The 24,521-nt window shown below is 67.1% G+C and carries 18 protein-coding genes and 1 tRNA gene; 7 read left to right on the top strand and 12 right to left on the bottom strand.

All coding sequences use genetic code 11. From position 1 onward, the window contains the following. The first annotated feature begins 9 nt into the window (after positions 1 to 9). Positions 10 to 528 (top strand): hypothetical protein, encoded by a 519-nt coding sequence (locus M1K48_RS00880; RefSeq protein ID WP_249504013.1) that lies wholly within the window; start codon positions 10 to 12, stop codon positions 526 to 528. Here the strand turns inward: M1K48_RS00880 and M1K48_RS00875 are convergent. From M1K48_RS00875 to hemB, 3 genes are read right to left on the bottom strand one after another with little or no spacing between them, the layout of a single operon-like run. Then, positions 507 to 1,088 carry a GNAT family N-acetyltransferase gene (locus tag M1K48_RS00875; RefSeq protein WP_249504012.1) on the bottom strand — a complete coding sequence of 194 codons (582 nt, stop codon included), beginning with the start codon at positions 1,086 to 1,088 and terminating at the stop codon, positions 507 to 509. The genes M1K48_RS00880 and M1K48_RS00875 overlap by 22 nt on opposite strands. Next, complete coding sequence (locus M1K48_RS00870; RefSeq protein ID WP_249504011.1) at positions 1,085 to 3,271, bottom strand: fused MFS/spermidine synthase; 2,187 nt, start codon at positions 3,269 to 3,271, stop codon at positions 1,085 to 1,087. The genes M1K48_RS00875 and M1K48_RS00870 overlap by 4 nt, the downstream gene beginning before the upstream one ends. A 53-nt stretch (positions 3,272 to 3,324) precedes the next feature. Beyond that, a complete protein-coding gene (hemB, locus tag M1K48_RS00865; RefSeq protein ID WP_249504010.1) occupies positions 3,325 to 4,317 on the bottom strand; it encodes a porphobilinogen synthase in 993 nt (330 codons plus the stop codon). Positions 4,318 to 4,364: 47 nt separating this feature from the next. On the opposite strand from hemB, the gene M1K48_RS00860 reads away from it, so the two are divergent. Then, positions 4,365 to 5,255 carry a diacylglycerol/lipid kinase family protein gene (locus tag M1K48_RS00860; protein ID WP_249504009.1) on the top strand — a complete coding sequence of 297 codons (891 nt, stop codon included), beginning with the start codon at positions 4,365 to 4,367 and terminating at the stop codon, positions 5,253 to 5,255. Here M1K48_RS00860 and M1K48_RS00855 read toward each other — a convergent pair. The 6 genes from M1K48_RS00855 to M1K48_RS00830 all read right to left on the bottom strand — a co-directional run bounded on the left by M1K48_RS00855 (position 5,212) and on the right by M1K48_RS00830 (position 14,116). Further along, positions 5,212 to 6,648, bottom strand: a complete 1,437-nt coding sequence (locus tag M1K48_RS00855) for an MATE family efflux transporter (RefSeq protein ID WP_249504008.1) — start codon at positions 6,646 to 6,648, stop codon at positions 5,212 to 5,214. The genes M1K48_RS00860 and M1K48_RS00855 overlap by 44 nt on opposite strands. 97 nt (positions 6,649 to 6,745) lie before the next feature. Then, positions 6,746 to 9,376, bottom strand: coding sequence for a valine--tRNA ligase (locus M1K48_RS00850; protein WP_249504007.1), 2,631 nt, complete (start codon positions 9,374 to 9,376; stop codon positions 6,746 to 6,748). A gap of 46 nt (positions 9,377 to 9,422) precedes the next feature. Further along, a complete protein-coding gene (locus tag M1K48_RS00845; protein ID WP_249505287.1) occupies positions 9,423 to 11,480 on the bottom strand; it encodes a S9 family peptidase in 2,058 nt (685 codons plus the stop codon). Positions 11,481 to 11,525: 45 nt separating this feature from the next. Further along, positions 11,526 to 11,966, bottom strand: coding sequence for a DUF2497 domain-containing protein (locus M1K48_RS00840; RefSeq protein WP_249504006.1), 441 nt, complete (start codon positions 11,964 to 11,966; stop codon positions 11,526 to 11,528). 15 nt (positions 11,967 to 11,981) lie between these two features. Continuing rightward, positions 11,982 to 13,463 (bottom strand): TolC family outer membrane protein, encoded by a 1,482-nt coding sequence (locus M1K48_RS00835; RefSeq protein WP_249504005.1) that lies wholly within the window; start codon positions 13,461 to 13,463, stop codon positions 11,982 to 11,984. Positions 13,464 to 13,483: 20 nt separating this feature from the next. After that, a complete protein-coding gene (locus M1K48_RS00830) occupies positions 13,484 to 14,116 on the bottom strand; it encodes a protein-L-isoaspartate O-methyltransferase family protein (protein ID WP_249504004.1) in 633 nt (210 codons plus the stop codon). 236 nt (positions 14,117 to 14,352) lie between these two features. Here M1K48_RS00830 and M1K48_RS00825 point away from each other — a divergent pair, with 236 nt between their 5' ends. The 3 genes from M1K48_RS00825 to M1K48_RS00815 all read left to right on the top strand — a co-directional run bounded on the left by M1K48_RS00825 (position 14,353) and on the right by M1K48_RS00815 (position 17,850). Continuing rightward, a complete protein-coding gene (locus tag M1K48_RS00825; RefSeq protein WP_249504003.1) occupies positions 14,353 to 17,238 on the top strand; it encodes a M16 family metallopeptidase in 2,886 nt (961 codons plus the stop codon). Positions 17,239 to 17,279: 41 nt separating this feature from the next. Then, positions 17,280 to 17,353: transfer RNA gene (locus M1K48_RS00820), tRNA-Cys, on the top strand. Between the two features lie 137 nt (positions 17,354 to 17,490). Beyond that, positions 17,491 to 17,850 carry a hypothetical protein gene (locus tag M1K48_RS00815; protein WP_249504002.1) on the top strand — a complete coding sequence of 120 codons (360 nt, stop codon included), beginning with the start codon at positions 17,491 to 17,493 and terminating at the stop codon, positions 17,848 to 17,850. A gap of 5 nt (positions 17,851 to 17,855) precedes the next feature. On the opposite strand, the gene M1K48_RS00810 is transcribed toward M1K48_RS00815, so the two are convergent. From M1K48_RS00810 to M1K48_RS00800, 3 genes are all read right to left on the bottom strand, one after another. Then, the gene (locus M1K48_RS00810) at positions 17,856 to 18,437 is read right to left on the bottom strand and encodes an FxDxF family PEP-CTERM protein (RefSeq protein ID WP_249504001.1); all 582 of its coding nucleotides are present in this window, start codon (positions 18,435 to 18,437) and stop codon (positions 17,856 to 17,858) included. Between the two features lie 175 nt (positions 18,438 to 18,612). Further along, the gene (locus M1K48_RS00805) at positions 18,613 to 20,994 is read right to left on the bottom strand and encodes a M10 family metallopeptidase C-terminal domain-containing protein (RefSeq protein ID WP_249504000.1); all 2,382 of its coding nucleotides are present in this window, start codon (positions 20,992 to 20,994) and stop codon (positions 18,613 to 18,615) included. Positions 20,995 to 21,100: 106 nt separating this feature from the next. After that, complete coding sequence (locus M1K48_RS00800) at positions 21,101 to 23,260, bottom strand: FAD-dependent oxidoreductase (RefSeq protein ID WP_249503999.1); 2,160 nt, start codon at positions 23,258 to 23,260, stop codon at positions 21,101 to 21,103. Between the two features lie 176 nt (positions 23,261 to 23,436). Between M1K48_RS00800 and msrB the strand changes: the two genes are divergently transcribed. Together msrB and msrA are read left to right on the top strand one after the other, a co-directional pair. Then, on the top strand, positions 23,437 to 23,910 hold the full coding sequence (gene msrB / locus M1K48_RS00795; protein WP_249503998.1) for a peptide-methionine (R)-S-oxide reductase MsrB: 474 nt from the start codon (positions 23,437 to 23,439) through the stop codon (positions 23,908 to 23,910). After that, positions 23,900 to 24,517 (top strand): peptide-methionine (S)-S-oxide reductase MsrA, encoded by a 618-nt coding sequence (gene msrA, locus M1K48_RS00790; protein ID WP_249503997.1) that lies wholly within the window; start codon positions 23,900 to 23,902, stop codon positions 24,515 to 24,517. Before msrB ends, msrA begins: the two co-directional genes overlap by 11 nt. Positions 24,518 to 24,521: the final 4 nt, after the last annotated feature.

Raw genomic sequence — 24,521 nt, 5'->3', positions numbered from 1 at the left:
AGGGAAAGGATGCGTCGCTTGCCCCACCGCCCTGCCCTCGTGGCGCTGTCCTTGTTCGTGAGCGGCCTCGCGGGCTGCGCGTCGGTGAAAGACGCACCGTCGCTCGCGCGGCGGCCCGCCGAAGCGATCGATCCCCGCCTGCCGATCGTCGATCGCTCCGACGCGCTGCCGGCCGATCCCGCACTGGCGGCAGCGCTGCGGGGGATCGCCGCTCCCGCCTTTGCCCAGGCGCGCACCGTGGACGGCGCGATCGCCAGGGCCGAGACGCTCGCCGCCGCGGCGGGGCCCTCCGGAAGCGAGAGCTGGATCAGCGCGCAGCAGTCGCTTTCCGCCGCGATCGCCGCGCAGGAGCCGGTGACCCGCGCGATCGGCGCATTCGACGCCGCGGTGGCCGAGCGCATCGCGTCCGGCGCACGACTGGTCCCGCGCGATCTCGATGCGGTGCGGGCAATCGCTGGCGAACTGGCGCAAGTCGACAGCCGCCACCGCGCCGCCATCGCCTCGATTCAGCGCCGCCTGACAGGTTGAGCGAGCCATTCTTCGCGGCCGATTGCGAACGTCACCTGCGGGTTGGGCGGCGCGTCGGCCGGAAAGCGTCGGTCGACATAATCGTGGCCCGGCAGGTGCCGCATGCCGAGCCGCAGCATCAGTCCCTGGCTGGGCTGGTTGCCGAGCGCGGTGAAGGCAATCACCCGCGGTGCATCGAAGCGGTCGAACGCGAGGTCGAGCGACGCCGTCGCGGCCTCCCTGGCATAGCCTTGCCCCCACGCATCCTCACGCAGGCGCCAGCCGATCTCCATCTCCCCGTGGAGCGGCTCGGCCCCAGGCGCATTGGCGCGCTTGAGGCCGCAAAAGCCGAGCAGGGCGTCGTCGGACCGCCGTTCGACCGCCCAGAAGGTGAAGCCATGGTCGGCCTGGTAGGCATCGAGCCGCGCCCGGGCAGCGGCCATCTGAGCGGGCGAAAAGACGCCGCCCAGCCAGCGCATCACTGCCGGCGTATTGGTGAAGCGCACGAATTCGGCCCAGCGTTCGTCGTCCCATGTGCGGAGGATCAGACGATCGGTCTTGGCGACGACGGTGCTCGTCACGGCATTTCCAGCACCGGCAGGATCGAGGCATGGTCGTCGGTCCAGTGGACGCGTGCGCCGAACGGAAGGCCTACCCACAGGTCTGATTCGGTCGCCTTGACCCGCTCGATCAGTGCAGGGTCGGTAGAGAGAGCGGTCCAGGTCGTCTCGAACCCGCGGACGAGGCGATCGCCGGCGGCCGCGGCGAGGACGCCGGACATGCCGACGCTTTCCCCGCCGGTCCGCACCACCGGGCGAAGTTCGAGATGGCGGTTGGAGATGTGGATCATCAGCAGCCCGCCTGGGCGCAGCGCCCGCCGGTAGATGGCGAAGGCTTCCTTGGTCAGCAGGTGCATCGGGATGGCGTCGGACGAAAAGGCGTCGATGACGAGGATGTCGAAGCTGGCGGGCGCGGCTTCGGCCAGCTTCAGCCTGGCGTCCCCGATCACCACCTGCGCGGTGGGCACGCATTCGCGCAAGAAGTGAAAGCGCGGCCCGCGGGCGAGCGCGACGACGGCGGGATCGATCTCAAACAGGGTCCAGACCTGCCCCGGGCGCGCGTAGCAGCCAAGCGTACCGAGGCCGACGCCGACTACGCCGACGCGGGCCGAGGGCCCCATCAGGGCCGGGAGATTTGACATCACCCGCCCTACCCCCGACCCGGTCCAGTAATAGCTGGTCGGCGTCCGGCGCCGCTCGGGTGGCCCGAGCAATTGCACGCCGTGAGTGGTGGTGCCGTGGATCAGCACGCGCTGGCCGAATTCCTCGCTGATCCGGTACACGCCGAAATAGCTTCGGGTCATCTGGCCGTTCAGGCTGTCCTCGATCTGCCTGAAGCCCCCGCCCGCCAGGATCACCGCTGCAATCGCCAGGGCGAACAGGCGGCGACGGCCGAGCGCAAAGGTCGCCAGTCCCGCACCGACCGAAGCGAGCAGCGCCACCGCGGTGCGATTGTCGACACTTGCCGCGATGAAGGACGATACGAGCAGCACAAGGATCAGCAGCAGCAGCACGCGGCCTGCCATCTTGCCGGAGGTGACATCGGCAAGGGCGGGCACGGGTTGGCGACCGCCGAGAAGATAGGCTGCGGCGACCATCAGCAGCGGGTGCTCGTAGGTCCAGTCGAAAATCAGTGGCGCGATCAGGGCGCAGAACAGTCCGCCCAGCACCCCGCCGACCGACAGAGCGAGATAGAAAAGTGTCAGCCCGGCAGGTTCGGGCCGTTGATCGTAGAGCTGAGCGTGGAGCGCGCAGGCCGCGAGGAACATCGCGAGGATAGCAAACAGGACCACCAGCGGGAGCAGGTCGCCCTCCAGCACGAACAGCAGGCTGGCGGCGAGCATCAGCGCGAACGGCGCGGCGGCGGTGCAGAAGTTGGCGACCCCGCGCCGCTCGGCGAAGGCGATGCTGAAGCTGAGGAGGTAGAGGCCGAGCGGCACCACCCAGAGCAGCGGCATGGGGGCGACATCGGTAGTGAGGTGAAGCGTCGTCGACAGCATCAGGCCCGACGGCACGGCGGCGATCAGGGCCCAGCGGGCAAAGGTGCGAAGCGGGATCGTCGGCGCGGCCTCGCGCGGCGTCGGAGCCTGGTCCTGGCGCAGCAAAGGCAGGCCGCAGGCCGCAACCAGCACCATCATCGCGCCATAGCCCCACGACCACCACAGGCTGTTCTCGGCGACCCCGACTAAGGGCTCGAGCAGCAGCGGATAGGCGATCAGGCCGCAGAAACTGCCGAGGTTGGAGGCGACGTACAGCGGATAGGGGTCTGCGCCCCCGATCGCCAGCCAGCGCTGGAGGAGCGGGGCCTGGGCCGAGATGGCGAAGAACAGGGGGCCGACCGAGATCAGCAGCAGCCATGGCACCCACAGGAACGGCTCGGCCGTGGCGGGCGGGCTTCCCGCCGCGAGCGACAGGGGCAAGGTAAGGCCTGCAGCAAACAGCACGGCGAGGTGGATGCCGACCTGGGCCCGCGAACCGAACCGGCTGAGCAAATGGGCATAGGCATAGCCACCTAGCAGCAGCCCCTGGTAGACCAGCATCGCCGAGTTCCACACCGCCGGTGCCCCGCCCAGCCGCGGCAGGGCCATCCGCGCCAGCATCGGCTGGACGAGGAACAGCAGGAACGAGCCGGTGAAGACGGCGAGGGTGAACAGCCAGCGCGGCGCGAGGGCCGCCTGCGGCGCGGGTGGGGCGAGACTGGCCATCACCTCTCCACCGTCACCCGGGCCGGAAACTGTCGCGTGGGGTCACTCGCCGCTCAGCCAGCGATCAGCCGGGCAGCATCGAGGGCGTGGTAAGTGAGGATCCCGGTCGCCCCCGCGCGCTTGAAGGCGAGCAGGGTTTCCAGGATCAGCGCGTCGCGGTCCCCTGCCCCGGCCGCCGCGGCATGCTCGATCATCGCATATTCGCCGCTCACCTGGTAAGCGAAGGTCGGGACTTCGAACCGCTTGCGGACCGCCGCCAAGACGTCGAGGTAGGGCATGCCCGGCTTCACCATCACCATGTCCGCACCCTCGGCGATATCCATCGCCACTTCGCGCATCGCCTCGGCGGCGTTGGCCGGATCCATCTGGTAGCCGCGCTTGTCGCCTTTCAGCCGGCCGCCCGAACCGACAGCGTCGCGGAAGGGCCCGTAGAAAGCCGAAGCATATTTGGCGGCATAGGCCATGATCGCGGTGTCGCACTGGCCGGCGGCTTCGAGCCCGGCGCGGATCGCCCCGACCCGGCCGTCCATCATGTCCGACGGGGCGACGATGTCAGCGCCAGCCTGCGCCTGGACCAGCGCCTGCTGAACGAGGATGGCGGTGGTGTCGTCGTTGAGGACACATCCGCGCTCGTCGATCAGGCCGTCGTGGCCGTGCGCGGTGTAGGGGTCGAGCGCGACGTCGGTCAGCACGCCGATGTCGGGACAGGCGTCCTTCACCGCCTTGACCGCGCGGCAGATGAGATTGTCGGGATTGAGCGCTTCCTCGGCCCGTTCGGAACGCAGATACGCGGGGGTGTTGGGGAACAGCGCAACGCAGGGGATACCGGCCTGCCATGCTTGCCTGGCCTGAGCGCCGATGCGGTCCACGGTCCAGCGGCTTACGCCCGGAAGCGCGGCGATCGGCTCCTCGCAGCGATCGCCGTCGCAAATGAACAGTGGCAGGATGAAGTCGCTGGGATGGAGGCGATGCTCGGCCAGCATGGACCGGATCCATGGCGCGGAGCGGCCTCGGCGGAGACGAAGCGCGGGAAAAGCAGCAGTCATAACCACTCTATACGGCACCTCTTGCTCGTTCCAAGCATTGGGGGACCATGGCTGACGATACGCTACCGAAACAGGCCGTCCTTATCGTCAACGCCATGAGCCGGACCGGCGGCGCTGCCTTCGAGGATGCGAAACGCATGCTGGAGGAACGCGGCGTCGAGCTGCTGTCCGCCCATGCCATCACCGATCCCGAGCGGATGCGCCCGACCGTATGCAAGGCGCTGGACGAGAAGGCGCCGATGATCATCGTCGGGGGCGGCGACGGGTCGCTGTCCAAGGCGGTCGACGATTTCCTGGGCACCGAGACGGTGTTCGCGCTGCTTCCGCTGGGCACCGCCAACAGCTTCGCCAAGACACTGGGGATCGGGACCGAGCTAGCCGATGCGGTCGAGACCATCGCCACCGGCCGCAAGATGCGGATCGACCTCGGCGCGATCGACGGTGACTATTTCGCCAATGCTGCGGCGATGGGGCTGTCGCCGCTGATCGCGGAGACGGTGCCGCACAATCTCAAGAAGGCGCTGGGGATGCTCGGCTACATAATCTGGGCGGTGCGGGTGGCCTTCAAGTTCCGCCCGTTCCGGCTCCGCATCACCGTGGGCGGGCGCGTGCACAAGGTGTGGGCGACCGAGGCGCGGATCGCCAACGGGACCCACCATGGCGGGATCGAGTTGGTCGAGAGCGCCGACCTGCAATCGGGCGAGATCGTGGTGCAGGCGGTGACCGGCAAGAGCCTGGTGCACCTAGGCTGGAGCTGGCTTGCGACCCTGTTCAAGCTCAAGTCGCGCGACCAGAACGTGACCGAATTCCGCGGCAAGGAGCTGCGGATCGAGGCGCGCCCGCGTCAGAAGATCTCGATCGACGGCGAGCTCAGCGCCCGCACGCCGGTGACGGTTACAGTGGCGCGGGCTGCGGTGTGGGTCGCGGCGCCTCGCTGACAATCATCCGCGCCTGCTTCCAACGGCCCGAGCGGAAGTAGGCAACTGCCAGCGTAAGGTTCACCAAGGTGCTGACCGGGAAGCTCCACCATAGCGCGTCGGCGCCGAGCCACTCGCGCCCGAGCCAGGCGAAGCCGATCCGCACCGGCAACAGGCCGATCGCGAGGATGAGCAGCGGCACGAACACTGCGCCATTGGCGCGGACGGTGCCGAAGATGACCAGGGTGATGCCGAACAGCAGGAAGCTCCAGGTCGCGATCCACTGGATGTGGACGGCGATCGGCAAAGCTGGGCTGTCCATGCCCAGGAACAGGCCGAGCGCAGGGCGTTCGAAGAGGAGGAACAGGGCGATCATCGCGCCGGTGATCGCCAGCACCTGGACGATGGCGATGCCGGTGATGCGGCCGACCCGGTCCCATTTTTGCGCACCGATGTTCTGAGCGGTCATCGCGCTGACCGCCGCGCCGAACGCCATCGCGGGCATCTGGACGTAGGTCCACAGCTGCATGGTAACGCCATAGGCCGCCGCGGTGTGCACGCCCTCGGCATTGACCAAGCCGATCAGCAGCAAGCTGGAAAGCGAGATGACGATCATCTGCAGGCCCATCGGGAAGCCCTTGAGGACGATCGTCTGCAAGCGGTCGCCGGCCGGCTTGAGATAGGTCAATTCCTTGCCGCGCAGGCGCAGCGGCAGATCGCGCGCGTAGATGAAGATGACCAGGCCGAGCAGCGCGGTCCAGTTGGCTACGGTGGTGGCGAGTGCCGAGCCGGCGATGCCCATTTCGGGAAACGGGCCGATTCCCGAGATGAAGAACGGGTTGAGCCCGCTATCGAGCAGCACCGCGAGCCCCATGAACCAGAGGGGCGTCAAGCTGTCGCCCGATCCGCGCAGGGCCATCATGGTCATGATCATCAGGATGGCCGGCGGCATCGAAAAGAAGATCACGCGGAGGTAGGCGTCGGCCAGCGGCACCGCTTCGGGCGGGGTGCCGAGCAGGCCGAGGATGTCCGGGCTGAAATACCAGCCGCCGACCGCGACGAGGACCCCGAGCAGGCTGAAGAAGCCGACCGCGGTGCCGAACGCACGCCGGGCAGCATCGACGTCGCGGCGGCCAAAGGCCTGGGCGATCAGGATCGAGCTCGCCATCGAAAAGCCGAAGGTGAAGGCGCTGGCGAGGAACATCACCATGTTCGAATTGGCGGTCGCGGCGAGCGCGTCCTCGCCGATCAGGCGGCCGACCCATGCGGAGTTGATCGACCCGTTGAGCGACTGGAGGATCGACGAGCCCAGCGTCGGCAGCGCGAAGGAAATGAGCGTAATGCCGATCGGCCCGCTGGTGAGGTCGCGCTGGCCGGGGCGCGACGGCGGCGGGGCAGGTTCGGTATCGGCCATTCACTCTCCTACCCCGGCGCAAGTCGGGGCCCAGTGCCTTTGTTCCCCGCTTGACAGGGTCCGGCCGGGCCCCGGCTTGGGGGCCGGAGGCGAACGATTAGCCCAGACGCGCCAGCGCGGCGCGGAGGCGGTCGGCTTCGGCGCTGCGAGCTTCGTGATCGGCGCGGGCCTTGGCAACCGCTTCTGGCTTGGCCCGCTCGGCGAAGGCCGGATTGGACAGCCGCGCGCCGAGGCTGTCACGGTCCTTTTCCGCGGCTTCAGCGGCCTTGGCGAGGCGGGCGCGCTCGGCGTCTAGATCGATCGCATCGCCAAGCGGGAAGGCGACAGTCGCGCCGCCGACCACGATCTGTGCCGAGCCGGCGGACGGCGCGTCGGCCGCGACCGGGGCTCCGACCTTGCCCATGCGGGTCAGTGTCGCGCCTTCCTGCTCGATCAGGGCGAGCATGGCGCCGGCCCCCTCACCTGCCAACACATGCGGAACGAGGGTCGCGGTCCAGGGCACGTTGAGTTCGGAGCGCAGGGTGCGGACGCCCTCGACGAAGCCGATGATGGCCTCGACCTTGGACTTGGCCTCCGCGTCACTGCCCGCTTCGGGCTCCGGCCACCTCGCAAGGATCAGGTCGTAGGGACGCTCGCCCATGCCGTGCCAAAGTTCTTCGGTGACGAAGGGCATGAACGGGTGGAGCATGACCAGGATTTGGTCAAACGCCCAGCCCGCGACGGCACGGGTTTCCTCGTCGAAGCCGCCCTTCACCAGCTCGACATACCAGTCGCAGAAGGTGCCCCAGGTGAAGTGGTAGATGGCGTCGGCCATGCCGTCGAAACGCAGGTCGTCGAAGGCGGCGTTGAGGCGGGCGAGCGTCTCCACCACTTCGCCGATGATCCAGCGGTTGACCGGCTTGCTCGCTTGCGGCGCGGCGATCGAGGCCGAGGGGCCGACCCTGTTCATCTGCAGGAAGCGGGCGGCGTTCCACAGCTTGGTCGCGAAGTTGCGATAGCCCTCGACGCGTTTCTCATCGAGCTTGATGTCGCGACCCTGGCTTTCCATTGCCGCCATGGTGAAGCGCAGCGCGTCGGCACCGTATTTGTCGATGAGCCCGAGCGGGTCGACGGTGTTGCCCTTGGACTTGCTCATCTTCTGACCCTGCGCATCGCGGACCAGGCCGTGGAGATAGAGCGTGCGCCACGGCACCTCGTCCATGAATTCCAGCCCCTGCATCGCCATCCGCGCATCCCAGAAGAACAGGATGTCGAAGCCGGAGATGAGGACCGAGTTAGGATAGTGTCGGGCAAGATCCTCGGTCTGCTCGGGCCAGCCGAGCGTCGCGAAGGGCCACAGCGCTGAGCTGAACCAGGTGTCGAGGACGTCCTCGTCCTGCGTCAGCACGCGATTGTCGCCAGCCTGGGCATGCGCTTCCTCGGCGCTCAGCGCGACAAAGGCGTTGCCGTCGGCATCGTACCACGCCGGGATGCGGTGGCCCCACCACAATTGGCGCGAGACGCACCAGGGCTGGATGCCTTCGAGCCAGTTAAACCAGGTCTTGGACCAGGTGTCGGGGACGACCTTGATCGCGCCGGACTTGGTGGCCTCGACCACGCGTTCGGCGAGCGGCTTCACGTCGACATACCATTGGTCGGTCAGCCATGGCTCGATCACCACGCCCGAGCGGTCGCCGAGCGGCGTCGCGATGGTGCGGTCCTCGATCTTGACCAGCGCGCCGGCGGCGTCGAGCAGTTCGACGACGCGCTTGCGGGCCTCGAAGCGCTCCATGCCGAGCAGCTCGGCTGGGACCAGGCCGTCGGCGGTCTGGCAGATATTGGCCGCGGCATTGAGCATGTTGAGCATGTCGCCGGCCTTGAAACCGGCGCGCTTGCCGACCTCGAAGTCGTTGAAATCGTGGCCCGGCGTGATCTTGACCGCGCCGCTCCCTAGTTCGGGATCGGCATGCTCGTCGGTGACGATCGGGATCAGGCGGCCGGTGATCGGCAGCTTGATCTGCTTGCCCACCAGCCCGGTGTAGCGCTCGTCGGTCGGGTGCACCGCCACCGCCATGTCGGCGAGCATCGTCTCGGGCCGGGTGGTGGCGACCTCGATATGGCCGCTGCCATCGGATAGCGGATAGCGCAGGGTCCAGAACTTGCCGGCCTGGTCGCGGGTCTCGACCTCGAGGTCGGAAATGGCGGTCTGGAACTTGGGATCCCAGTTCACCAGGCGCTTATCGCGGTAGATGCGGCCGCGCTTGTGAAGCTCGACGAAGGTGTGGAGGACGGCCTTGGAGAAGCCCTCGTCCATGGTGAAGCGCTCATTGCTCCAGTCGCAGGAGGCGCCGAGGCGGCGGAGCTGACGGGTGATCTGGCCGCCGCTTTCGTGTTTCCACTCCCACACCTTGTCGACGAACTGATCGCGAGTGAAGTCGGTGCGCTTCTGCTGCTGCGCGTTGAGCTGCCGCTCGACCACCATCTGGGTGGCGATTCCGGCATGGTCGGTGCCCACGACCCAGAGCGCATCCTTGCCCTGCATCCGGGCGCGGCGGACGAGGATGTCCTGCAGCGTGTTGTCGAGCGCGTGGCCGATGTGGAGGCTGCCCGTGACGTTGGGCGGCGGCATGACGATGGTGAACGGCTCGGCGTCGGGGCGCGCCGGGCGGAAGGCGCCGCTCTCCTCCCAATGCCCGTACCAGCGGGTTTCGATCGGGCCGGGTTCGAAGGTCTTGGGAAGGTCGCTCATGGTTGCGGCGGTTAGCGAGAGCCAACCGCCGAAACAACTGTGTGGCTCAGTTGGCGGTGCCCATCGTCGGCTGACCGCCAGTCCACTGCTTCATCCAGCGCTGGACCTCGCGATACCATTGGATCGAATTCTGCGGCTTCAGCACCCAGTGGTTCTCGTCGGGGAAGACGACCAGCTTGGACGGGATGTTGCGGCGCTGGAGGGCGGTGAAGGAGGCGATCCCCTGGGTGTAGGGAATGCGGTAATCCTTCTCGCCGGTGATCACGAGCATCGGGGTCTTCCACTTGGCGACGTGGTTGACCGGGTTCCAGCGCTCGAACGCGGCGGGATCCTCGTAATAGGTCTTGCCGCCATGTTCCCACTCGTCGAACCATAGCTCCTCGGTCTCGTAGGCCATGGCGCGGGCGTCGAACACGCCGTCATGCTGGACCAGGCACTTGAACCGGTCGGGCCACTGGCCGGCGATCCAGTTCATCATGTAGCCGCCATAGCTGGCGCCGAGCGCGCAGGCGTTGTCGGCCTGAAGCTGCTTGTCCTGCGCCGTGGCGTAAGCGAGGCCGAGCTGGAGGTCCTGCAGCGGCTTTCCGCCCCAGTCGTTCTGGATGCTGTCGGTGAAGGCCTGGCCGTAACCGGTGGACCCGTGAAAATCGACGCTGACCACGCCCATCCCCATCGAGGCCATAACCCGCGGGTTCCAGCGGTAGGACCAGCCGTTGCCGAAACTGCCCTGCGGTCCGCCATGGACGACGAAGGCGACCGGCAGCGGGTGGTTGACCACCGGCTTGACCTTGATCCCCCACACCTTGTCGCCATTCGCACCGGCGAAGCTGAAGCGATCCACGGTGACCGGGTCGAGTTCAGCCAGCAGCGTCTTGTTGACGGCTGTCAGCTGAACCGGCTTGGCGCGGCCGCGGAGGAGGTAGAGGTCGTCGGGGGCCTGGATGCTGTTGGAGGTGTAGAGCACCCCGCCGTTCGGCAGCGCCTGGACATTGCCGGCATTGCCGTCGGCGGTCAGGCGGGTGACCCGCCCGCTCGCGACATCGACGCGGAAGATCGGATGCTCCAGCGTGTCGCCGGTGGTGACCAGAATCGAGCGATTGTCGGGAGCCCACTCGATCGAGCCAACCGAGCGGTCCCAGCCTTGGGTCAGAGCACGGACCCGCCCGGTGGCAAGGTCGCGCAGCATCAGCACCTGGCGGTCGGCCTCATAGCCAGCGCGAGCCATCGAGACATAGGTCAGGGTGCGGCCATCGGGCGAGACAGTCGGCAGGGTGTCGGTGCCGTCATTATCGGGAGTTAGGTTGGTCGGCTGGCCCGATCCGTCGGCGGGCGCGGCGAACACGTCGAGGTTGGTCGAAGTAGGCTCGATCCGGCCCGCTTCGCGCAGCGCGAAGAAGACGGTGCGGCCGTCCCTCGACCAGCTGATCTCCTCGCCCCCGCCGAACGGCTTGGACGGCGTGTCCCCGACCAGCGCGCCGGTGACGCGCGTGCCGAAGCCCTGCAGCTTCCCGCCCGCGACGTCGAAGGTGTAGATCCGGCTCTTGACGCCAGGCTCGGCCCAGGTGTCCCAGTGGCGCACGAATAGCTGATCGTAGACCCGGCCCGACCCCGGCTCCTTGGCGGCGAAGGTGGTCGCGGCGCAGGCGAGGTCGGGGCAGTCGCGCTGGTCGGCCCAGACAAGGACGCGCTTGCCGTCGGGGCTAATCTTGAAGCCCGAGATGTCGGCGCCGAAGTCACTCATCACCTGCGCGGCGCCGCCGATCGGCATCCGGTGCAGCTGGTCGCGCTCGCCCACAGCCTTGAGGAAATAGAGCGCACCGTCGGGTCCGAACACCGCGTCGTGCGCGCCCTCGGCGCCAGCGATCGGTTGCGGCGCGGCTCCGGCGCGGGTCAGGTCGAGGCTGTGGAGGACATTGTTGCGCTTGTTGGCGGCAAGGTCGGTGGTCGACAGGGTGAACACCGCAATCTTGCCGTCGGGCGAGACTTCGGGCGCGCCCAGGCGGCGCATCATGTGCATGTCGGTGGCGGTCATCGGCCGGGCGGCGGTGACGGTGGGGGCGAGGACGGCGGCAGCGGCCGCCAGCAGGAGGGAGCGCTTGATCATGGCGCCGAGGCGTAGCAGCGCGGCGGTGAACCGCAAGTGGCGGTGCTAGAGCCCCTGCCCCGTGATCCGCCCGATCTCGCGCTTCACATGCTCGTCGACGATGCCGGGGAGGTTCTGGTCGAGCCAGTCCTTGAGCATCGGGCGGAGCATGTCGCGGACCATCTGCTCGAGCGGATTGACCGCGGGCGGCGGCGGCGCGGAGGCGGCGGCTTCCTGCAGCGCGGCGAGGCGCGAGCGACTGGCCTCCGCCGCATCGTCGCTGACCAATGGCGGACCGAGGTCGACCTGCGGAAGCTGCATCTCCTCGATCACCGGCTGGTCGAGTTCGAGAACCTCTTCCTCCGCGGGCTCCTCAGGCTCCGGCTCAACGCGGGCGGCAGGCGGCGGCGCGGCGACCTGGACAGTGCTGCGCAGCTCCTTTTCCTCCGCGATCACTTTCTTGATCGAAGCGAGGATGTCTTCCATCGAGGGTTCGCGGCCAGCCATTCTGCCCTGCTACCCTCAACGCGGAGGGATTGTCACCCCTGGGCTCGGCGGACCGGACATCGGCGCGCCGGGCTGAGTGGCGATCGGCTCCTCCGCCGCGGACACGGTGCGGGTCGAACGCGGCACGTAGCGGCCTTCGCTCTTCCAGTCGTTCCACTGGCCGGCTACCCGGCGGTAATTGCCGATCGGGTCGTAGAGCGGCCCGCCCTCGAGCCCGAGATCCTCTGCCTCGGCCTGGCCCATCGCGTTCAGCAGCTGGAAGCCGGCGACATATTGGTCGCGCCGTGCACTGACCAGCTGGACCTGCGCGTTGAGCAGTTCCTGCTCGGCGTTAAGGACGTCGAGCACGGTGCGGGTGCCGACGCTGCGTTCGGCGCGGGCGCCTTCGAGCGCGAGCTGGGCAGCCGACACCGCCACCTCGTTCGAGGCGATCGCCTGGCGAGTCGCGACCACGCTGGCGAAGGCCGAACGGACCGACTGGACCACCACCCGCTCGGTCTCGATGGTCCGCTCGAGCAGCTGGCCTTCGACCGCACGGGCCTGAGCGATACGCGCGCTGGGGAGGCCGCCCTGATAGAGCGGGACGCGGGTGTTGAGGCCAATCGTCGTCTGCGTGCCCGCGCGGGGAATGCCCGCGACCTGGCTTCCGCCCACGGTGTTGACGTAATCGCCGCTGAGCACGCCCGACACGGTCGGAAGGCGGTCGGCGCCGGCGACGCGGACGTCGATCCCGGCGGCCTGAGCCTGGCGGACGACCGCAATCACGTCGGGATTGGCGACCAGCGCGATCCGCACGGCTTCTTCGGCGCTGGTGGGCAGCGGCGGAAGCGGCGGCGGCGAGGCAAGCTGCCCCGGGGCCTGACCGACGACCTGGCGGTAGAACGCCTCGCTCGACAGCAGTCGGCCCTGCGCCAGCGCAAGGTTGGCGCGGGCCAGTGACAGGCGCGCTTCGGACTGGGCGACGTCGGTGCGGGTCAGGTCACCGATCTGGAATCGGTCCTGGGTTGCCCGGAGGTTGGTTGAAAGAACGTCGATCTGGTTGCGGTTGAGCTCGACGATCGCGCGGTCGCGGATCACGTCCATATAGGCTTGGACAGCCTGGACGAAGACATCGCCTTCGACCGCGCGAAGCGTGGCGCGGCCGGCCTCGACCCGGGTCCGCGCGGCCTCGACCGAATTCTTGACCCGGCCGCCCTGGAACAGCGGCACGCTGAGGTCGAGACCGCCCGAGACGATCGGCCCCTTGGAGCGACCGGTGTCGAGCACGCCCGAGCGGGTGAGGTCGCGGTTGAGACCGACGTTGGCGGCGACCTGCGGGCGACCCGCGGCCCGCGCGATGGCGACCCCAGCGTCATTTACCCGAAGCGCCTCGCGCTGGCCGTTGAGGGTGGGGTTGGTCCGGTAGGTGGAGACCAGGGCCTCGCGCAGCGTGTCGGCGGCGGCGGGGCTGGCAAGGATCAGCGCGGCAAGCGCGCTGCAGCTGAGAAGATGGCGCACAGGGTGCTTTCTTTGACGCATCAGAAGGTGAAGACGGCCGGCCGAGCAAAGCCCGGCAACGGCGCCATGGCGGAATCGGCGAAGCTCTTGAGCCCGAAGCCATGAACCGAGCGTGTCCCGACCTGAAGTCGCGAAACGCCCTTTTCGACCAGGCCGACCGCGAGCCGGCCACCGGGCTTCAGCTGTTCGACCAGTGCGTCGGGTAGTTGCTCGACCTCGCCGTCGACCAGGATGATGTCGAACGGGGCATGCGACGGCGCGCCTTCGGCGAGCGGGCCGGCGTGGACGGTGACTCCTTGCAGGCTGCGCAACTGCGCGACTAGGGCCGGGTCGGTCTCGACCGCGACGACCTCCAGCCCCATCGCGGACAGAACGGCGCTGCTATAGCCGGTGCCCGCGCCGACCACGAGCGCGCGCTCGCCACGCCTGCAGTGAAGCTCGTTCAGCAGCCGGCCGAGGCTCATCGCCGAGCTCAGCGAGCGGCCGTTACCGAGCGGGACCATGCGGTCGATATAGGCGATCGATTGCGACGACGCGGGCACGAAGGCCTCACGCGGAACGCTCGCCATTGCTGCCACCACCAGCGGATCGGTGACCGCCTGCGGCCGAAGCTGGCTGTCGACCATCGCTCGGCGGGCCTGGGCAAAGTCCATCGGTTTCTCGTCGTCCTTCTGAGCTGATCGCTGCAAGTGTCTTATCGCACTATGACACCGTCATTGGCAATGCTCATGTAACGGTCGCGGCCCGTCCCGCCAAGCAGAGCCGTATCCGTTTATCGAAGGGAGGAGCCGCGAGGTCGAGAGCGGGGGACACGGCGCTTGGCAGGCCGGGGCTGCTCGGCTCTAACCGAACCGGACCGCAAGTGTCTGTGATTCGGGCAGGAGATCGAATGTTCGTGATGCGCCGCGCGGCTTTGGCGACCCTTGTTCTGCTGGCCGGCACGAGCCTTGCCGCCACTGCTGCTTCGGCTCGCCCAGTCGTAGCGGCCGACGCCGGTGGATGGATGCGCGGCGACGGGCTGCGCGCCGATCCCGAGCTCAAGCTGGGCACGCTGTCGAACGGGCTGCGCTACGTCATCCGCCGCAACAAGACCCCGCCGGGGGTTGCGGCGGTGCGGCTGCGGATCAACACCGGATCGCTCAACGAGGCCGACGACCAGCGCGGGCTGGCCCATTTCCTCGAGCATATGGTGCTGAACGGCACGCAGAACGTGCCGGAGGGCGAGTTCGTGCGGCGGCTGGAGCGGGCCGGACTGCGGTTCGGGCCCGACACCAATGCCTCGACCAGCTTCGGGCAGACGGTGTTCAAGCTCGACCTGCCGCAGACCGACAAGGCGACGCTCGACGAGGCGATGTTCCTGCTGCGCGAAGTGGCCGGGCGGGCGACCATCGACGCTGCCGCGCTCGACCGCGAACGGGGCATCGTCCTGTCGGAGGAACGCGCCCGCGCCACCCCCGGCTATCGCATGCTGGTCGACCAGCTGGCCTGGCTCTACCCCGGCCAGCGCCTCGGCCAGCGGCTTCCGATCGGCACAACCGAGATCATCCGCACCGCACCGCGCCAGCGCCTGCTCGACTATTACCGGGCCTGGTACCGGCCCGAGCGTGCGACCCTGGTGGTGGTCGGCGACGTCGATCCGGCCGATATCGAGCGCCGGTTGCAGACCCAGTTCGGCGATTGGAAAGGCGTCGGTCCCGCCGGCACGCCCGCTGACCAGGGCCGCCCCTCCCCCCGCCAAACCGAAGGACGCGTGTTCGTCGATCCCTCGTTCGCAGCGTCGATGACGATCAATTGGGTGCGGCCGCCCGACCTTTCACCCGACAGCGTCGCGCAGCGTACTCGCGAGCTCGAGGAGCAGCTGGCCGCGACCATCCTTAACCGCCGGCTGGAAAAGCTCGCGCAGCAGGATGGCCGGCCGCCGTTCATCGCGGCGCGGGTATTCAGCTCCGAGCTGGAGGAGACTGCCGCGACGACCGGCATGTCGGCCGAAGCACGGCTGGGTGACTGGCGCACCGCGCTGACCGCTATGGACCAGGAACAACGCCGGCTGGTCGACCATGGGGTGACCGCCGACGAGATCGAGCGCGAGGTGACCGGAGTTCGCACCGCGCTTCAGGCCGCGGTCGCCTCGGCCTCGACCCGGACCAGCGCCGGGCTGGCGGAGGGCGTGGTGGCGGCGGTCGACCGCGACAAGGTTGTGACCAGCCCAGCCGACCGGCTGGCCTTTTACGAAGGGGTCGCGCCGACCCTCACCCCTGCCCGGATCGGTGCCGCGGCGCGCCGGCTGTTCTCGGGATCAGGGCCGCTGCTGTACCTCAGCCTTCCGCGGCCGCTGGTGACCACCGAGGCCGCGCTCGCGGCCTACGACGCCTCGCGCAAGGTGGCGGTCACCCCGCCGCTGGCGCAGGCCCGGATCGCTTGGCCCTATTCGACCTTCGGCACCGCCGGAAAGATCGCCGAGCGCCGCGAGTTCGCCGAGATCGGCGCGACCCACGTCCGCTTCGCCAACGGCGTGCGGCTGACCGTCCGGCCGAGCGCGGCGCGCAAGGAGCAGGTGCTGGTCAGCGTCCGCTTCGGTGACGGGCGGCTCGCCATGCCGGCCGACCGGCCGAGCCCGGAATGGGCACTGGGCAATGCCTTTACCTTCGGCGGCACCGGCAAGCTCGATGCCGACGGGGTCAATCGCGCGCTGACCGGCAAGCTGGTGGGGGCGGGCTTCGTAGTCGACGACGACCGTTTCGTCCTCGCCGGCGCGACCCGCCGGGAGGACCTCCCGACCCAAATGCAGCTGCTCGCCGCTTATGTCTCCGAGCCCGGGTGGCGGCCACTCGGATGGGAGCGGATCAAGTCGCAGGCGGCCTCGATCCACGATCGCTTCGAAAGTTCGCCGAACGGGGTGCTGAGCCGCGATCTCGGGCTGCTGCTGCGCTCGGGCGACAAGCGCTGGGAGGTGCCGAGCCGGACCGCGATGCGGGCGAGCAGCATCGCCGACGCCAGGACCTTGGTCGATCCGGCGCTTCGTTCGGGGCGGATCGAGATCATCATGGCCGGCGACATCACGGTCGACCAGGCGATCGCCCAGACCGCGGCGACCTTTGGCGCCCTGCCCGCCCGCGCCGACAGCAACCCGCCAGCCGGACCGATGGTGTTCCCGCCGCCGCCGGCGGGCGGGATGGTGACCCTCTCCCACAGGGGCCGCGAAGACCAAGCGGTGGGGATGATCGCCTGGCCGACCACCGGCTATTCGCCCGAGACCCGCCAGCTGGCGCGCACGCTTACCCTACTCGGCGCGGTGTTCCAGCTGCGCCTGACCGACGAGCTGCGCGAAAAGGAAGGCGTCAGCTATGCCCCCTCGGCAGTGCATGGCGCGTCATCGACCTGGGGCAGCTACGGCTATCTCGCGGCGCAGGTCGAGGCACCGCCGGCCAGCCTGCCCGGCTTTTTCGCCGCCGCCCAGCGGATCGCCGACGACCTGGCGTCCAAGCCGGTGGACGCCGACGAACTCGCCCGCGCGCGACGCCCTATGCTGGCGGCGATCGAGCGGTCGCGCGATGGCAACGGCTATTGGATGGGGGCGCTTGAGGACATCGAGGACCCGTTCACCGCCGAAAGCATCCGCACTCAGCGGACCGACCTGGAAGCCGTGACCCCCGCCGTCTTGAAGCAGGCGGCCGCGCGCTACCTGCTCGGGCCCAAGGCATTCCGGATCCAGGTGGTCAAGGGAAACGAGGCGAAACCACCCCTTCCGGCCGTCCTGTCGTCGCGCAAAGATTGACAGGCCCGCGGCGCCCCTGCTTAGGGGACGCGCTGCATCGGGGCCCGATGGCGGAGTGGTGACGTAGAGGACTGCAAATCCTCGCACCCGGGTTCGATTCCCGGTCGGGCCTCCATTTACATCGTAACGGTCGGCGACGGCGCCTGATTTATCTGAAGGCTTGGGTCGAGCGCGTGTGCGCAGACGCTCGCATCCTCACGGCACCAGCAAGTCTGTTCATGACGATGCCGGGCAGTCGGAGCGAGTTCCGCGTTGGCGTTGCCCCTGCCGCTGGTTGAAGAGCGCGCGCAATTGTCGCTGTATGCCCAATCCGCCAAGGTGCGCGTGAATGTGGCTGTGGCCTTCGCTCGCGAGCCGCTGACGAAGCTCTTTCAGCGTGCTGCATTCCGGTGCCACTTCCAAGGCGCGCTGGATGGTATTCTGCATTCGGCGCCAACTAAGCAAACCGCATTACTTTACACTGGCTGCATCGTTCAGCCACGATCAAGGCAAAGGGGGCGCGAAACCCTCCCGGCCCACGCCAGATTGCGCTCAACCGCTGCCGTTGGCGACCACGAGTCGAAATGGCCCGGCGATCAAGCCGGGCCATTCAACGATAATGGACAGCTGTAAGAAGGTCAGCCGAGCTGAAGGACAGGCCGTTGCGTCCGGCGACGGCGCATCGAGAAACCAATTGCGCCGAAGCCGACGAGCATCATGGCCCAGGTGCCCGGCTCAGGAACCGCCGCGGCGACAAAGGCGACGTTGCCGGAGAGCGAGCCGTTCTGCGTTCCCGGATTGCCCTGAATGTTGAGGGTGTAGGTGCCCGGTCCGACTGCGACCATGTTCCGGACGAAGGTATCGTTCGGGTCGAACAGCACCTGCGACAGCGGCACGCCATTCGGATTCGGCAGGCCAGTGCCGGTCAGGAAGACGTTGCTGAAGGTCACATTGTTCTCGGCCGACGCACCCGTCGTTCCTACAAACAGATTCAACATCCCGGCGACGTCGGTGGTGAACGTCAGCAATTCGGCAAAGGGATTGGTCAGGTTCGCATCGCTGAAGCCGATGGTGAAGCTGTTGTTCGCACCAGCGTCGAGATTGGCAACCTGCACCGTCGTCGCATTTTCGCCCGACGTGACGATTTCCGCCGCATCGGCAGCGCTTGAAAGACTGCTTGTGGCGATCGCAGCAGCTACTGCATAGTTCAGCGACTTCATGGCAATCTCCTACAAACGACACCGATCCCGGTGATACAGGCCGTTTTCTTTCCTGTTAACTTCCGGCTTACTATCACCGTTCCGGGAAGGCGAAACAGGTGATCCTCCGCTGTGCCAATACGGGCCAGTTCACTTCTGACGACAGCTAGGTTTGGAAGGGTCGGGCCGAGCGTCGCTATGCCAGCCAGTGACCTTGATTCACGCCGGCCAGAACTCCGGCTGCCCCGAAACCCACGACGTCGATGCGGCCGTCGCCGTTTATATCGGCCAGTTCTCGATGATAAATCGCATCGTTCGTCCAGCCCTGCTTCGCGGCGAAGTTCTCGACGTCGAGCCTTGCTTCCGAAAAGGTACCATTGGCCGTACCGTAAGCCACATAGGTTCCGGCGGCTCCAAAGCCAACGATGTCCGCAAAACCGTCGCCGTTGACGTCAGCGATGTCCCTGCTGAAGCTGTTCTGGCTCGACCAGCCCTGCTGAAGGCCAAAGTTGTTCAGGATCAATCGGGCACTGGTGAAGGTGCCATCGCCATTGGAGAGCGACACCAGCGCACCTGCGTAGCCGAAACCAACGATATCGTCGGAGCCATCGCCATTCACGTCGGCAAGCATCCGGCGAAACGAATTGTCGCTGGTCCAGCCCTGCCGCACCCCATAGTCGGCGAGCGAAAACCGTGTTTCCTGGAAAGTACCGTCGCCCTTGCCGAGCGCGACGAGTGTTCCTGCTGAGCCGAAGCCGATCAGGTCGGCCTTGCCGTCACCGTTCACGTCGCCGGTAGCCCGAGCGAAGCCTTCCTGCGTCGTCCATCCCTGGTTGATGCCGAAATCCAGCAGCCCGGTGACCGGGTCGGCGAAGCTCCCATCGGCTTTCGCAATCGCCGTGAGGGTGCCGGCGATGCCAAAGCCGATAATGTCGGCACGGCCATCGCCATTGATGTCGGCCAATTCACGATAAAAGAGATTGTCGCTGATCCAGCCCGTATTCGACCCGAAATGACCGGTGGCCATCTTGGCCGGGGTGAATCCGCTTAGTGCCGCTCCGTAGGAAACAAGCACGCCCTGGGAGCCGAAACCCACGATGTCGCCGAACCCATCGCCGTTAACGTCCGCGATGTGCCGTGGATAAAGGTCCTGCGTCGACCAGCCACCCGCCCCGACCGCGAAGTTGCTGACCAGGATTCCGGTGGGATCGGCGAATTGCTTCGCAAGTGTCAGCTTCACTCCACCGGTGGACGCCGTGTTTGCGACGAGCGGACCGCCCAGGCTGTTTGAAAAGGTGATAGTCCCACCGATGAAGCTCAGGACCTTGCCGACCAGCGAAAACTGGAAGGAGGGCAAGCTCGCATCGCTCAGAACAATTGCGTCGGCTGTCGTCAGATCGCCGATCGTGTCCCCGCTGAAATTGACCATCAGATCGGTAAAAAGATCCTGCCCGTCGCCTCCGAAGAGCGTGTCGACGCCCGTCCCGCCGCTCAGTACGTCGGCACCCGGGCCGCCCGTCAGCAGGTCGTTTCCCGAACGTCCTTCCAGCACGTCGTTGCCAGGCCCGCCGTTGATAGCGTTGCCGACATCGTTGCCGATGATACGATCGTCACCACTCCCGCCGACGGCATTCTCGATCGTCGTGCCGATCGCAATCGCTACATTGCCGATACTCGAACCCACGTTGGAAAAATTCGCGGGTCGCAGGTCGATCAGCTGATTTGCCGAGAAGCCCGAATAGTCGAGCGTGTCGGTCCCACCGCTGTCGATGATCGTGTAGCTCACCGACGCATATTTCGTCGCATCGAACACAGCGCGTCCGGCCGTGGAATTGAACCCGTAAACCGTGTCACCGAGACGCGTCGAAGTCGGCATCCCGTAGAGAAGGACGGTTGCGGCGATGTCGGCTAGTTGGGGGGTCGTGACGAAGTTGAACGAATAGTTCTGGCCGCTGAAGTAGGTGTTCTCCCGCTGGTCGAAATACGACATGATCGTCATCGGCCAACCGTCGTTCAGATATTTCGCGTCCACCCCGTAGGTGGCGGTTTCGTTGTAATCGCCGGCATGGCCGAGACCCAGGGCATGGCCGATTTCGTGAACGTAGGTCTGGAAAGCATAGCTGTTGAGATTGCCGCTGCTTCCGGCGATCCAGTCTCGACTGATGTTGATCGTCGCCGACTGGATGCGGCCGAACGAAAATTGGGTGGAGGTGAAGGCGCCTTCCTGATCGTCGTCGAACTTGATGCCGTTGCTGCCGCTGCTGCCGGGCATGTCGATGAACCGGATGCCGGTGACGTCCGCCCAGAGATCCAGTGCCGCACGGGCATGGGCCTGGCCGCTTGCGGTCAGTGCGGAAACATCGAACCAGATGCTTCGACCGCCGGCCGACAAGTCCCAGGCGTGCTTCGCCCCTCCCCAATAACCGAAGGCGAGCTGATTGGCGATCTGATCGACCGTCCAGACCGACGTCGCAGCAGCCGCGATGACGGCGCTCCCCTGCACTCCGTCGAGATACAGCGGCTCCGTCGCCAGGCTGCTGCCGCCAGTCATCCCATCACGCTCTTCAACGACAGCCATGGCAAGTCACCAAATCCAGTGTTTAGAATGCCCTACCCAAGGGTGCTCCCATGGACAGCGACGAGGTTTCGCATGAAAGCCTAGTCCCGGTCAGCCGAAAAATTCATTACCAGAATGCGCGCCGCCAATCGTGGAAGCGCTCGACCCAGCGCAGCAGCCCCTCGGGCTTGTGCTCTTTCTTCCATTCGCCGGCGGCATATTTGTTCGCCTCGGTCATGGTCGGATAGGCGTGGATGGTGCCGAGGATCTTGTTGAGGCCGATGCCGTGCTTCATCGCCAGCACATATTCGGCGAGCATCTCGCCCGCGCCCGAGGCGACGATCGTGACGCCTAATATGCGGTCCTTGCCCTTCGCCACCAGCAGCTTGACGAAGCCCGAGCGCGCGCCCTCCGCCACTGCGCGGTCAAGATGGCTCAACGAGAATCGCACCACTTCGTAGACGATCCCCTCCTTGGCTGCGGTCGCCTCCGTATGGCCGACCTGGGCCACCTCGGGGTCGGTGAAGGTGGTCCAGGGGATGACGCGATAGTCGACCTTGAACGACTTGAAGGTGCCGAACAGCGCGTTGACCGCGGCGAACCACGCCTGGTGCGCGGCGACGTGGGTGAACTGGTACGCTCCGACGACGTCGCCCGCGGCATAGATGTTGGGCAGGATGGTCTGGAGCCTGTCATTCAACTCCAGCGGCTGGTCGGTGTCGATGCCGAGCGCTTCGAGCCCATAGCCCTTGAGCCGGGCGCGGCGGCCGACCGCCATCACGATCTCGTCGAACGGCAATGAGGACTCGGTGCCTTCGGCTTCGACGACGATGGTCTTGCCCTCGCAGCGCAGCGCCTTGTGGCCGAGCAGCACCGTGACGCCGTCCCCGCGCAGGGTAGCGAGGACCAGCGCCGAGGCTTCGAGGTCGTCCTTGGGAAGGATCCGCTCACCCCCTTCGACCAGCGTCACTTGGCTACCGAGCCGCGCAAAGGCCTGCGCCATCTCGGTGCCGATCGGGCCGCCGCCGACGATCACCATCCGCCGGGGCACGCTGTCGCGGCGGGCGAGCGCGTCCCACATCGTCTCACTGGTCAGGACCCCGGCTTCCTTCAGGCCGGGAAGGTCGGGAACGAGCGGTTCACCGCCCGTGGCGATGACGATCGAGCGGGTCGTCAGTCGGGTGGTGCCGCCCTCCCGGTCGGCGATCTCCACCGTCCACGGGTCGATGATCGTGGCATAGCCGAGACGCACGTCGACCCCGAGGCCGGTGTAGCGCTCGACGCTGTCGGCGGGCTCGATGACCGTGATCACCTCGCGGATGCGGCGCATCACGGCGGGGAAGTCGATAGCCGGATCGCCGCCCCTAACCCCGAAGCGGTCGGCGTTGCGCAACTCATGCGCGGTGCGGGCGCTGCGGATCAGCGCTTTGGAAGGCACGCAGCCGGTGTTGAGGCAGTCGCCGCCCATCGCGCCGGCCTCGACCAGGGTTACCTTTGCCCGGACCGTGGCGGCGATGTAGGCGGTGACGAGCCCACCTGCCCCGCCGCCGATGACGATCAGGTTGCGGTCGAAGTGCTGCGGCCGCTTCCACCCGCGGTACAGGCGGCGGCGCTTGACCAGGCCGAGCACCCATTTGGCGAGCAGCGGGAATAGCCCGAGCAGGACGAACGACCCGATCAGCGCGGGCGACAGAATGTCGGCCGTGCTGGAGATGGCCGCGAGCTGGGTTCCGGCGTTGACGAATACCAGCGTGCCCAGCAGCATCCCGATCTGGCTGACGAGATAGAAGACCGGCAGCCGCATCGCCGTCAGCCCCATGGCGAGGTTGATCAGGAAGAAGGGAAAGGCCGGGATTAGCCGCAGCGTCAGCAGGTAGAAGGCCCCGTCCTCTTCCACCCCGCGATCGATCGCCGCTACGCGCCGGCCAAACCGTTGCTTGACCCAGTCGCGCAGCAGGTAGCGCGACGAGAGAAAGGCCAAGCTCGCCCCGATTGCCGAGGCGAAGGAGACGATCAGCGTTCCCAGCCACAGGCCGAAGATCGCTCCGGCCGCCAGCGTCAGGATCGCGGCGCCGGGCAGCGAGAGGGCGGTGGCGGCGACATAGACCAGGAAGAAGCCGCCGATCACCCGCAGCGGCTGGCGATCCAGCAAGGCGGCAAGCCCCGCCTGCTGCGCCTTCAGGCTGTCGAGGGTCAGGTAGGCACCGAGGTCGAGCAGGAAGAAGGCCGCGATCGCGGCCGCAAGCAGGGTGAACAGCGCGAGCTTGCCGGCAGCGGAGCGGCTCACCCGCGCTTACCCTTCGCCGCGGCTGGCGATGACCTGTTCATGTCGGTTGGCATATGCGCTGCTGCTTCCCATCTTTGCGGTAGGGCATCCAGGCCCGCGCCACATCCGTATGATCCCAGTGTGGGCAGCGTAAGTGGGGGCAGGTCAAGCAAGGCAAAAGGCATATGGACACGAACATGACGAAGCGCGGCTTCCTTGGAGGGTCACTGACCGCACTTGGCGGCATGCTGATCGGCTGCGGGTCGAGCGAGGCGAAGGAAAGCTTTGAGATCACCAAGACCAAGGACGAGTGGCGCCGGATCCTTCCGCCCCAACGCTTTGCGGTGCTTCGCGAGCAGAGCACCGAGCGGCCGAGGTCGAGCCCGCTCAACGCCGAAAAGCGCCGCGGGATCTACGCCTGCGCCGGCTGCGCGCTGCCGGTCTATCGCTCGGAGACCAAGTTCGAAAGCGGCACTGGCTGGCCGAGCTTCTTCGCGCCGATCGCCAATTCGATCGGAACACGGCCCGACGGCTTCGGCCCGTTCAAGCGGACCGAAGTGCACTGCCGCCGCTGCGGCGGGCACCTTGGCCATGTGTTCGACGACGGCCCGCCGCCGACCGGCAAGCGCTATTGCATGAACGGCGCGGCGATGACCTTCCGTGCGGCCTGACCGCCGCCTCGCCGCCGCCTTCGGGCTGGCCGCGCTGCTGACCGCGTGCGGGAGCGAGCCCTCCCCCGCGGCGCCCGCGACGGGCAACCAGCGCGCGACCGCGGTGTTCGCGGGCGGCTGCTTCTGGTGTACCGAATCCGACTTCGACAAGATGCCAGGGGTGATCTCGACCGTCTCGGGCTACACCGGCGGCAAGCTCGCCAACCCGACCTATGAGCAGGTATCGGCAGGCAATACCGGGCATATCGAGGCGGTGCGGGTGACCTATGACCCGACCAAGACGAGCTATGCGCAGCTTGTCCTGCGGTTCATGCGGACGATCGATCCGCTGGATAGCGGCGGCAGCTTCTGCGACCGGGGCTATCAGTATCGCTCGGCCTTCTTCGTCGCCGATGCCCGTGAGAAGCGCATCGCGGAAGCGGCAAAGGCCCGCACCGCCCAGCAGCTGAAGAAACCGGTGGCGACATTGATCCTCCCGGCCAGCACCTTCACGCCGGCCGAGGACTATCACCAGGATTATTACAAGAAGAACCCGATCCGCTATAAGTTCTACCGCACCAACTGCGGGCGGGATGCGCGGCTGGCGGAAGTGTGGGTCGGCAAGTAGGCTC

It is taken from the genome of Sphingomonas glaciei, assembly GCF_023380025.1.
Lineage (GTDB): Bacteria > Pseudomonadota > Alphaproteobacteria > Sphingomonadales > Sphingomonadaceae > Sphingomicrobium > Sphingomicrobium glaciei.
The sequence above is the reverse complement of the archived record's forward strand: the minus strand, read 5'-3'. Positions and strand labels throughout refer to the sequence as shown.

Coding starts and splice junctions, on each gene's coding strand:
- M1K48_RS00830 (WP_249504004.1), bottom strand. CDS start 14,116: ATGGACTTTGCCCAGGCCCGCCGAGCGATGGTCGACAGCCAGCTTCGG.
- M1K48_RS00825 (WP_249504003.1), top strand. CDS start 14,353: ATGTTCGTGATGCGCCGCGCGGCTTTGGCGACCCTTGTTCTGCTGGCC.
- M1K48_RS00845 (WP_249505287.1), bottom strand. CDS start 11,480: ATGATCAAGCGCTCCCTCCTGCTGGCGGCCGCTGCCGCCGTCCTCGCC.
- M1K48_RS00805 (WP_249504000.1), bottom strand. CDS start 20,994: ATGGCTGTCGTTGAAGAGCGTGATGGGATGACTGGCGGCAGCAGCCTG.
- M1K48_RS00810 (WP_249504001.1), bottom strand. CDS start 18,437: ATGAAGTCGCTGAACTATGCAGTAGCTGCTGCGATCGCCACAAGCAGT.
- M1K48_RS00880 (WP_249504013.1), top strand. CDS start 10: ATGCGTCGCTTGCCCCACCGCCCTGCCCTCGTGGCGCTGTCCTTGTTC.
- M1K48_RS00850 (WP_249504007.1), bottom strand. CDS start 9,376: ATGAGCGACCTTCCCAAGACCTTCGAACCCGGCCCGATCGAAACCCGC.
- M1K48_RS00855 (WP_249504008.1), bottom strand. CDS start 6,648: ATGGCCGATACCGAACCTGCCCCGCCGCCGTCGCGCCCCGGCCAGCGC.
- M1K48_RS00870 (WP_249504011.1), bottom strand. CDS start 3,271: ATGGCCAGTCTCGCCCCACCCGCGCCGCAGGCGGCCCTCGCGCCGCGC.
- M1K48_RS00840 (WP_249504006.1), bottom strand. CDS start 11,966: ATGGCTGGCCGCGAACCCTCGATGGAAGACATCCTCGCTTCGATCAAG.
- M1K48_RS00860 (WP_249504009.1), top strand. CDS start 4,365: ATGGCTGACGATACGCTACCGAAACAGGCCGTCCTTATCGTCAACGCC.
- msrB (WP_249503998.1), top strand. CDS start 23,437: ATGACGAAGCGCGGCTTCCTTGGAGGGTCACTGACCGCACTTGGCGGC.
- hemB (WP_249504010.1), bottom strand. CDS start 4,317: ATGACTGCTGCTTTTCCCGCGCTTCGTCTCCGCCGAGGCCGCTCCGCG.